Source organism: Novacetimonas maltaceti (assembly GCF_002906255.1).
Taxonomy (GTDB): domain Bacteria; phylum Pseudomonadota; class Alphaproteobacteria; order Acetobacterales; family Acetobacteraceae; genus Novacetimonas; species Novacetimonas maltaceti.
Genome location: NZ_POTC01000027.1, coordinates 16,168 through 26,996, shown reverse-complemented (window position 1 = coordinate 26,996; position 10,829 = coordinate 16,168). Strand labels below are relative to the sequence as shown.

Below are 10,829 nucleotides of genomic sequence, written 5' to 3'. Positions count from 1 at the left end.
ATAAAACCATGACAGGCCTGTCCTGTGGCGCGTTCCCGCGTGGGCGTTCCGGTCTGCTGGGGGTCACCGCATTGTGGGGCATGGCGACGGCCGGGGCGGTGTGCATGCCGCATGCCGCATGGGCGCAGGCACAGCCCGCGCCCCCCGGCGCCCAGGCCCCCGCCACGACGCCCGATGCGCAGGAGGAGGAGGCGATCGAACGCGCCGCCCATCCCACGCCGCAGGACGAGGAGGCGGCCCATCCCTATGCCGTGTCCGACGTGGATGACCCCGCCGATGGCCCCATGGCCGCGCCCCCCACGGACCTTGTCCCGTCCGACCCGTCGGAGACGCAGGCCGTTGACGCCAGCGTGCAGCGCCTTGAACATGCGACGGCGGTGTTCGACCTGCTGCTGGACGAGGGCAGCTACTGGCTGGCGCACCATGACCTGCGCCGCGCGCATGAGGCGGCGGGCCGTGCCCTGCAGATCGACCCGGCAAGTCCCGCCGCCCTGTACCTGATGGCGCGGATCGAGATTTCGCAGGGCGGGTTGCCGCAGGCGCAGGCGCTGACAGACCGGCTGGAACAGTCGGGGCGCATGACGGACGAGGTCGCGCAACTGCGCCGGATGATCAAGGCGGGGCCGCCGGATCCAAAGCTTCTGGCGGAAGCGCGCGCGCTGGCCGCGTCGGGCAAGATGATGCCCGCGATGTTCAAGTACAAGGCCCTGTTCAAGAATGGCGACCCGCCACCGGACATGGCGCTGGAATATTACCGTGTCCTGGGCGCGACCATCCTTGGCTATCAGGAGGCGCGGACCAAGCTTGCGGCCTATGTCGCGCATAACCCGCACGACCTTGACGCGGCGCTGACCTATTACCGTGTCCTGACCTATCGCGTGACGTCGCGTACCGAAGGGATGTCCGGGCTGGAACGCCTGATCAACGGCCATGTGCCCACCGGCATCCATGAGGAGGCGCTGCGCGCCTGGCGCGAGGCGCTGCTGTGGGAGCCGATCGTTGGCCAGACGGTCCCGCTGTACAAGGAATGGCTGTCGATGCACCCCGATGACGAGGAGGTGCATACACGCCTGATCAAGGCGCTGGAGACGCAGGCCACGTTCGATGCCGCGAACGACCGGATGGAGGGATACACCCTCATGGCGCAGCGGCGGTTCGGGGATTCGGAAGCGCTGTTCCGCAAGGCGCTGGCGGTGGACCCCAAGGATGTCGATGCGCTGGGCGGGATGGGCCTTGTGGCGCAGGCGCGCGGGCAGCGCGAGCAGGCGCGCGCCTATTTTGAAAAGGCGCTGGCCCTTGACCCCGATCATGCCGACCGCTGGCACAAGGCGATCACGGGGCTGAACGGCTGGAAAACGTCCGGCGGCGTGCGCAGCGACCCGCTGGTGGCGGGGATCGCCCATGACATCGCCGTGGGGGATTTCGCTGGCGCGCATGTGGGCCTCGAACGTCTGGCGCGGCGGCGCAACAGCGCACTGACGGTGCTGTCGCTGCAGGGTGCGCTGGCGCGGCGCGAGGGCAACACGGCGGAGGCCATGCTCGCCTACCGCACGATCCTTGAACGCTGGCCGGGGAATGCGGATGCGCTGTTCAACCTTGCGGACCTGCTGATCGCCAGTGGCCATGGGGAGGAGGCGCGCGCCATGCTCCCGCGCTTTGGTACCGGCCATCACACGATGGTCGAATACCTGGAGGCCGAACTCCTGGCGGCGGAGGCCGCGCAGGCGCCCAATGACGCGACGCGCATCGACCTGCTGCGCCGTGCGGTGGCGACCAACCCGCGCAGTCCGTGGCTGCGCCTGCGCCTGGCCCAGACGCTGTACAATACCGAAGACCCCGCCAGCCGTGCGGAGGCCGCGCGGATCATGGCGGACCTGACCACATCCCCGCATGCCGACGTGCAGGCGTTGCAGGCGGGCGTGATCTATGCGCTGAGCCAGCATGACACCGCCACGGCGCAACGCCTGCTGGCGCGCATTCCCGACAGCCAGCGCACGGTGGACATCGACGCCCTGTCGCAGCAGGCCGACCTTGCGCAGGAAATCCACGATATCGAGGCCGCCCACCATTTCGACCGCAAGGCGCTGATGGCGCTGGCGGACCGGTCGGACCCGACGGGCGTGCGCGGCGTGATGATCGGCAATGCCCTGATCGACCACAACATGCCCCAGTCCGTGCGCGACGTGCTGCAGGCGGAGGAACGCATGACCCCGGCGCCGCAGCCGCAGGGCATGCTGTCCTATGCCGGTCTGTACCTTCAGGTACACGACATTGCCGACGCGCGGCGCTGCCTTGACGTGTTCGACCGCCTGCGCCAGCAGGACGGTGTGCAGGTCACCGCGGAGCAGGCCCGCCTGCGGGAGCAGCTGGGACTGGCGATGCAGATCCTTGCGGCGGACCAGATGGACAATCGCGGCCATCCCGCCCGGGCGAAGGACGTGCTGGCGCCGCTGATGACGCGGTATCCGGATTCGGTGGACCTGCACCTTGCGATGGGCCGTGTCTACCAGGCGCGGGGCGACGCGCAGCGCGCGCTGGCGGAGGACCGCGCCGCGCTGGCGATCCGGCCCAACAACATCTATGCCCTGGCGTCGGCGGCGCGCGACGCTGGCGGGGCGGGCGACATGACGGCCGCGCGCGCATATGCACGCCGGCTGTCGGACCTGCAGCCAGACGCCCCCGTGACATGGGAAATCCGCGCGGAAATGGCCCGCATCGACCACAGTTCGCGCGCGCAGTTGGCCGACCTGGACCATGTGCATGAACAGCAGTGCGACATGCCCGGCACCGTGCATTGCGGCACGCGCGACAGTTTCCTGCCGGATTACCGCTGGCCCGACATCGACAGCGAATATGTCAACCTGCGCGGGGCGACGCTGCCGGATACGTACCATTACCTGCGGCAGGATGACCAGATCCAGGCGACCAACCGCCAGATGGTCTACCTGCGGGATTCGGTCTCGCCGCAGATCGACGCCAACACCTTCGTGCGCAGCCGCACCGGCACGACGGGGCTGGGGCAGTTGACGGAATTCGCCATTCCCATCACCGGGACCATCCCGTTCAATTCATGGGACCACCGGCTGTCATTCTCCGTGACGCCGACGCTGCTGTTCACCGGCGACCCGCTGCGCAACCCCAGTTCGGCGCGGCAGTTCGGTACGGTGGCGGTCAACGGCGCGCAGCCATGGGGGTACCACCATTACTATACACAGGGCGTTGGCCTGAATCTCAGCTATTTCAACCGCTGGTTCAATGCGGATATCGGGTCCTCGCCGCTGGGCATGCCCATCGCCAACGTGGTGGGCGGGGTGGAATTCGCCCCGCACCTGACGCGCAACCTGACGCTGCGCATCAGTGGCGGGCGGCGCATGGTGACCGACAGCGAACTGTCCTATGCGGGGGAACGCGATCCGGGCACCGGCCGCAAATGGGGCGGCGTCACGCGCAATTTCGGCCACGGCGCGCTGGAATGGTCGGAGGCGGGGTGGAACGTCTATGCCGGGGGTGGCTTTGCCTACCTGGAGGGGGACAACGTCGTCAGCAACACCGAGACCGAGGCCGGGGCCGGCGGCAGCGCCACCGTGTGGGAGGAAAAGGGCCGCCAGCGCCTGCGTGTCGGCGGGGACCTGATGTATTTCGGCTACAAGCGCGACACCTACTTCTTCACATGGGGGCAGGGGGGATACTTCTCCCCGCGTGATTATTTCGGTGCGATGGTGCCGGTGGAATGGTCGGGCCATACCGACCACTGGACATGGTTCCTGCGTGGCGAGGCGGGATACCAGAATTACCACAGCAGGAGCGCGCCCTATTACCCCACCAGTTCCCTGCTGCAGTCCCAGCTTACGGCCCCCAGCACCTTTGGCGGGTATGGGGCCAGCGGCCTGGCGGGCAATGTGCGCGGGCGCGTGGTCTATCAGGTGAACCACCGTTTCCGCCTCGGGCTGGAGGGGGGATACACCCGTGCCGGCACATGGTCTGAATCGGATGGCATGCTGCTGTTCCATTATGCGTTCGACGGGCAGTAAGGAACCCATGGCATGACACGATCGCATCGAAAGGCGACCCGGATGAAGATGGCGGACCAGCATATCACCCTGTTTGCGGCCCTTGCGCTGGCGGCGTTGCCGCATGGGGTGCGGGCGCAGGCCTGTCCCGATGCGGGCGACGGCACGCAGGGCCTGTGCATGCCCGCGGCGCAGGCGGCGTCCGCCGGGATGGACCGCGCGCCCGCCGCCCATGACGATGCGGGGGCGGGATACCGCACGGGCGACCTGTGGCAGGCGCACGGGCAGGTCTGGCAGGCGGAATCGGTCGCGGCGGGGCAGGCGCGCTGGACGCGCATGACGCCCGCGCGCCCTGCCGATACGTTCGGCGCGCATGCCCTCTTTGCCGGCGGGCCGATGCAGATGGTGTCGGGCTATCACGGGCCCGCGCTGGATGTGGAGGTCACGCAGGGCGGGCGGCCGGTGGTGGTCACGCTTGGCATCGGCGCGGACGGGGACCTCGACCACGCGGCCCTGCGCGCGGCGCTGGCGCGGCGCGATGCCGGGACGTTCGCCAATGTCGTGCGGGTGTATGACCAGTCGGGGCATGGCAACCACCTGGCCGCGACGCCGCAGCATGTCGTGCATGTTGGCGAGGTCCGCATCGCGGGGCATGACGCCATTTCGTGGGGGGAGGCCAACGGCCCCGGCGGCTTTGTCCTGCCCGCGGGGATGCGCGTGCCGGCCGACGGCTTCTTTTTCGGCACGACGGGCACCTATGCCTCCTCCAATTCCGGGTTCTCGGCATTTCCCGTGCCGGTCCTGCTGGGCCAGGCGGGGCAGAAAAACACGTTCAAGCTGTTCCTTGGCAGCTACAGCCTTGACGGTTTCGCGCATGTGGCCGACGGGATGGACCCCGACCACCGCACGGACCTGGTGGTCATGAACGCCCCCGCCGCCGTCAGCGTGTATGCCGACCATGATGGCTATCACCTTGACGCGGGCAATGCGGCCGGCAGCTACCTGCGTGGCGCGATGCCCGCGGGCATGCTGTCGGGCGGGTATGTCGGGTATAATGCCGACGGGGGCGAATGGTTCGTGCAGGGGCGCAACACCGGGCAGTGGACGGGCATCGTCATTGCCGATGTCGCCCCACGCCGCGAACAGGTCCGCGCGTTCCAGGCCGCCGCCGCCGTGGCGGGTGAGGAGATGCCGCAGCTACGTTCGGTGTTCGTGGCGATCGGGGACAGCCGGACGGAGGGATACCTGCTGTCGGATGGCCGCAACTGGCCTTACCTGATGCAGCGCCATGGGCGGTACCAGAGCTATGATTTCGCGGTGTCGGGGGCAACGACGCGGCAGATGGTGGGCATGCTGCCTGCGGCGGAGGCGGCGGGACGCAACGCGCCGGTCAAGGTCGCGGTGGTGTTTGGCGGGGTGAACGACCACCTGCCGTACAACCACATCCCGGTGCAGGAGACGGTGCGCAACCTTGCGCGGATCACGCAGCGCCTGAAGGCGGCCGGGTTCCGTGTCGTCATCATGGCCGAGGCGAACACCACCGGCGCCCCGCGCGCGGAAATACAGCAGGCGATCGACAGCCACGAGATAACGGTTGATGCGGAAATCGACCCCTTTGCGCCGGGGCAGCCGATGGCCGACGTGGGCGACCGGACCTACTGGCTGCCGGATTATACCCACCCGACACAGCACGGGCACTGGGTCCTGTCGGAGACGGTGTGGAAACGGGTTGGCGGCTGGCTGATGCAGCGGGTGCGGGACTGACGGCGGCCGCGCACATGCCCCGTGCGAGAGGATTTGCCACGCCCATGGCATAGGCGACATACTGCGCGCCATTGCGCCGGAGAAAGCCTGCATGCCGCCATTCCGTGTCACCGACCATTGCGACGGGACCCGTTTTTACAATCCCCCCGCCATCGTGCCGCAGGACTGGCACCCGCGCAGGCTGCGCGCGCTGGCCATCTGGAAGTGGCAGCGCAACCGCCCGCCGTCCGACTGGCCCGCGTGGATCGACAACCCCACCCCCACGGGGGACCCGTACCAGCCCCCGGCCCCTGGCGCGGTGCAGGTGACGTTCATCGGCCACAGCACGTTCCTGCTGCGCATCATGCGCGCCGACGGGTCGGTGGTGACGGTGCTGACGGACCCGATCTTCTCGCAACGCTGTTCGCCCGTGCAGTGGGCGGGACCGAAGCGCGTGCGCGCGCCGGGCCGGGCGCTGGCGGACCTGCCGCCGATCGACGTCATCCTCGTCTCCCACTGCCATTACGACCATATGGACCTGCCCTCGCTGCGCGCGCTGGGGCGGCGGGGGGATGACCCGCTGGTGGTCGTGCCGCTGGGCAATGCACGCCACCTGCGCCGGACGGGACTGCGGCGCGTGGTCGAACTCGACTGGTGGGAGGGGGTGGAACTGCCCGGCGTGCGCATTGCCGCAACCCCCGCCCGCCACGCCACCGCGCGCACCCCCTTTGACCGCAACCGCAGCCTGTGGGCCGGGTTCATGGTGCAGGTGCACGGTGCGGGCGGGCGCGCGCAGCGGGTGTTCTTTGCCGGCGATACGGCGCATGGCCGCCACTGGGGCATGATCCGCGACCGGCTGGGGGCGCCGGACCTCGCGCTGCTGCCGATCGGGGCCTACAACCCGCGCGACCTGATGGCGGGGGTGCATGTCACGCCGGAGGAGGCATGCACGGGCTTCCTCGAACTTGGCGCGCGGCGGGGGATCGGCATGCATTTCGGCACGTTCCGCCTGACGGATGAACCGATGGACGAACCGGTACAGCGCCTGGCGCGCGTGGCGGCGGCGGCGGGGTGGCCTGCCGACAGGTTCACCACACTGGAACATGGCGCGTGCCGCGACATCATCTGCGATGCGCCCGGCGCGGGATGAAAACCAGGGGTTTTCCGGGCACTGTGGACAGGGAAGGGGGATATCGCCCTTGGGGCCCCGAACCCGCCGCCTACAGCGTCAGGGCGGGTTTGCGAACGGGCACCAGCCCCTGCAGGATCCGGCGCGTGGTGTCCAGTGCGCGCGTCAGGCGTGGGGAGTTGCGGTGGATCTTGAACGCCACCGTATTGCCCAGCCAGTAATGGAACAGTTCACGCGCCACGTTCGGTGCTTCGATGATCGGGGAGATCGACCCATCGCTGATGCCCGCGCGGATGCCCCCGTCCAGAAGCCCGACCAGCATGTCGATCCCGCGTTCCATCACCGCGCGCATGCCGTCGGACAGTTCGCTGACCTCGGACCCGATCTTGACGATCAGGCATTTCTGGCGCGGGTCGGGGCTGGTTTCACGTTCCACCCATGACGACCAGTACGCCATCATCCGCTCCAGCCCCGACAGGTGCGGCGTGCCGAGGAACATGCGGATTGCCTCGGCATGCTCGCACATGTTATACTGTAGCAGTTCCTGGCCGAATATGTCCTTGGAAGAAAAGTAGTAATAAAAAGACCCCTTTGGCACGTGGGCGGCCTCCAGCACGTCATTGATGCTGGTATTGGCAAAGCCCTTGCGTGCAATCAGGGGCCATGCCTGTTCCATCAGCCTCAGGCGTGTGGTGGCTTGCATTGGTGTGGCGGCCATGCTGACGGCTTATCTCCTTGGCGAAGGTCGTGCGGTCCAGGGCATGTTCCCGTGCGGATGGGGTGCACGCATGCACATGCCGCGAGAGTGTACCCGGGTAAATAAAAACGCGAACATACTTGAAATATAAATGTTTATTTAATGTCCGTGGTGAATTCGTTACGCGTCTCGTCAATACCAGTTTTGAACAGTTTTGTCAGGCGTCCTTGATGTTGGGGAATGTATCAATCCCTGACGTCGCCCTTATGCCCGCATATGGTGCGTGGTTTAAGGGGAAAACGGGAAAGGGCCGGCGCCACCCCGCGTTTGGGAGAGTCGCGGGGCATGCCCTGTTGGGGCATGTATAGCGAATTCTTATGTAACCATATGATAAAATGATGGAAAGTCCGGGCATGCAAAACCACTAATTAATACGTTTAATTACAATTACAACGAATCGTAGTCGTTTAATCTTGACACTTCCACATGCTCCGTTATGATGCTGCCCATATCGTAATGCTCCTGACTTCTGGAGGGTCCGTACCATGTGTCTATATACACACGGACATAGACGATGTCCTGTTTTCCTTGCGCCGGCACGCCCCCGGCATTTCCATCCAGTGCGATAGGCATTCCCCGGGACCTGCCGAAATCGTCTGGAGATGCAGAAAGATTTTTTCGGATATGGATCATGCTGGAATCAACAATTATTGAAATTGACGGCATTTTTGTCGGTACCGCGATTGCGCTGGCCGGTGTGGTCGGACGGCGGTTCTATGCCACCCATGACAGCGTGCGTGCCCTGCATAATGTTGTGCTGCCCGACCTGTCGAGCCTGCGTCGCCGCGTCGCCGCCCTGTTCCGCGCCGCCACACGCTGACCCCGGCAGGAAGCGCGCTCCCCGTACCCTGATGTCATGGTTTCCAAAGGGCGATGCCCTTTGGTGGGGGGCGGGGGCAAAGCCCCTGAGACAATCGCCGCATGCACCGCCCGGGCAACTTGCTCCGGACCCGGCAGGGAGCGCGCTCCCTGCACCCTGATCTGTTGAAAATCATGGTTTCCAAAGGGCAATGCCCTTTGGTGGGGTTTCAGGGGCAACGCCCCTGAGCCTTCAGAACCGGAAGACGAAATTGGACTGGTAATATGTCCCGCTCGACCCGCCGGCGGCGTTCAGGGCGCGTGATGTCATGAAGCGCGAGACATACTGTGTCCATGACAGGTGTGTATTGATCTGCCATGCCAGTGACGCCTGCGGGGCCATTCCGATGAACTTTCCGCCGAAGTTGCCGGGAAAGCTGTAGGCGCCAGAGGATTTGTAAACCCGGTCATTTGTGCTGTCGCGCCAGAACAGGGGATACTTGATCTGGATGCTGACGGATTTGAACGGTGTGATGCGCACCATCGGCGCGAAGCTGATGAGGTTCGACGCCGTCATGTAGGTCGTGGTGTCGAGGTAGTTGGTCTGCGGATTGAACGGCGAGATATAGGTGCCGATATCCCCGCTCTTGCTGGCGTCATTGCCGCCGGAATACACATCCGTCTGGATCCCGGCAAAGGTGTGCAGCCTGTCCTTTGGCACGCGGTATCCGACGATGGAGTTGATGGCATAGGCGCTGACATTGCGTGCGACGTTGGTCCTGGCATAGCGGAACACGCCGCCCTGCCACACCGCGCCGACGGAAAATTCGATCGGCCCGGCCTGCCCGTGCCAGCGCACGCCGAAATTGTTGCGCGTGTTCGATCCCGTCGCCGTGCCCGTCTGCGTCGCGATCGCGCCGGACGATCCCGACAGCTTGTAGCCGATATAGAACGCATCGACGAAGGAATAGCCACGTTCGCCAAGGAAGCGGAAATCCGGCGGCGCCCATGTGGTGTCGAACCCGTACAGCCGCGTGGAATAGTTTTCGGTGTCGTGGAACATCTTGTTCTGGCTGTCATTCGTCTGCACGAAATCCCAGCCGTCGATGCGGATGCGGTCCCAGATGGCATAGGCGCGGAACCCGTCCCATGACAGCGGCACGTTCGGCGTCTCGCGGTTATAGAGCATGTAGGAGGGCGCATCGAGGAACTGCTGCCGCCCGAACATGAACCCCGTTTTCGCGCCAAACAGGTTCCACCGCGTCTCCACGAACGCCTGCTGCGCATCCAGCCGCTTGCGATAGGTGGAGCCGTAGCCATACCCGCCCCACCCGCCGGCATCGGCGTTGATGAGTTGCCCGAAAAACCGCAGGTGCGACCCGATATGCAGGTCCGCGCCATACAGGTTGCGCACGCCAAAGCGGCCCGAATCGTTGGGTTTCTGGGTGCCGAGGTTGGGCCGGGTCTCGAACCAGTTGCGCAGCCGCGTCTCGCCCGAAAAGCTGATCCAGACCAGCCCGTCCGGCGTCAGCGGGATGTATTTCAGCACGTCGAACGGGTCGGTGTGGTTTTTGCTGTTGCGCAGGCGGCTCCAGTCCTCGGCCCAGGGGGCGACGCCGTATTGACCGACCGGTCCAAAGCCAGCCGCCTCCCCGTTGCCGCGATTGAACACGCCCCAGTCATAGGGATGGCCGTTGATGCGGTTCTGCGCCCCGGTCATGACGATCGGCTGTCCCACCGGGTTGGCATGGGGATAGGTCTGGATCGGCGGGCGGGGGCCAACATGGACCGTCATGTTTTCGGGCCGCCCGTCCGGCGTGGCCGGGGCCACCGTGACGTGCGACGGCGTGACGTGCGACGCCGCCACGGCAGGGGCCGCGTGGCCATGCGCGGGCGTGCGTGGGGAGGGGCGGGTGGCCCCTGCCGTGAGGCTTCCCTGCGTGGTGGCGGCCTGCGCGCGCGCGCTGGGCAGTCCGCCCCATGGCAGCGCGAGGGCAAGGGCGGCCGATCCCGCCAGCGGCGCGGTACGCAGGCAGCGCGCGTTCCGTATGATGACGGAGGCGAAGCGGGAGGGCATCGCGCCTGCTGTGACTGACCTTGGCAAGGATGTCATGGGAAGACCATCTTGGTGGGAAAGGGGACGGAACGGGGGTGAAGTCTGATCCATATCCGTAATGTGATTTTATAATACGGTCAACAAAGTTAAATATCGAAAGTGTCGTTTGATGTGTGCATATCCGGCGCGGTCGGCCGGAACAGTGACGTGGCATGATTGTAACGCATTGGAATAAAACGATAAAAATGAATGCGTGCCCGTCTTCGTCGTGGCATATAAACAACATAACGATCGTTAATTATCGTGAATCACATGCCACGAAGATGATTATTGACA

6 protein-coding genes are annotated in these 10,829 nt (G+C 65.6%); 4 read left to right on the top strand and 2 right to left on the bottom strand.

The features are described 5' to 3' along the window. Nucleotides 1-8 precede the first annotated feature (8 nt). The 3 genes from KMAL_RS10335 (at nucleotide 9) to KMAL_RS10325 (ending at nucleotide 6,903) form a co-directional block, all read left to right on the top strand. A complete protein-coding gene (locus tag KMAL_RS10335) occupies nucleotides 9-4,031 on the top strand; it encodes a cellulose biosynthesis protein BcsC (RefSeq protein ID WP_239020073.1) in 4,023 nt (1,340 codons plus the stop codon). Between the two features lie 12 nt (nucleotides 4,032-4,043). Beyond that, nucleotides 4,044-5,774, top strand: coding sequence for an SGNH/GDSL hydrolase family protein (locus KMAL_RS10330; RefSeq protein ID WP_239020072.1), 1,731 nt, complete (start codon nucleotides 4,044-4,046; stop codon nucleotides 5,772-5,774). A gap of 91 nt (nucleotides 5,775-5,865) precedes the next feature. Next, the gene (locus KMAL_RS10325) at nucleotides 5,866-6,903 is read left to right on the top strand and encodes an MBL fold metallo-hydrolase (RefSeq protein WP_110095627.1); all 1,038 of its coding nucleotides are present in this window, start codon (nucleotides 5,866-5,868) and stop codon (nucleotides 6,901-6,903) included. Nucleotides 6,904-6,973: 70 nt separating this feature from the next. Here KMAL_RS10325 and KMAL_RS10320 read toward each other — a convergent pair whose 3' ends face one another. Beyond that, on the bottom strand, nucleotides 6,974-7,600 hold the full coding sequence (locus KMAL_RS10320) for a TetR/AcrR family transcriptional regulator (RefSeq protein WP_110095626.1): 627 nt from the start codon (nucleotides 7,598-7,600) through the stop codon (nucleotides 6,974-6,976). A gap of 670 nt (nucleotides 7,601-8,270) precedes the next feature. Between KMAL_RS10320 and KMAL_RS10310 the strand changes: the two genes are divergently transcribed. After that, nucleotides 8,271-8,459: a hypothetical protein gene (locus KMAL_RS10310; RefSeq protein WP_110095624.1), complete on the top strand. Its 189-nt coding sequence runs from the start codon at nucleotides 8,271-8,273 to the stop codon at nucleotides 8,457-8,459. A 231-nt stretch (nucleotides 8,460-8,690) separates the two neighbouring features. Here KMAL_RS10310 and KMAL_RS10305 read toward each other — a convergent pair whose 3' ends face one another. Then, nucleotides 8,691-10,232, bottom strand: coding sequence for an alginate export family protein (locus KMAL_RS10305; protein ID WP_239020074.1), 1,542 nt, complete (start codon nucleotides 10,230-10,232; stop codon nucleotides 8,691-8,693). Between the last annotated feature and the right edge of the window lie 597 nt (nucleotides 10,233-10,829).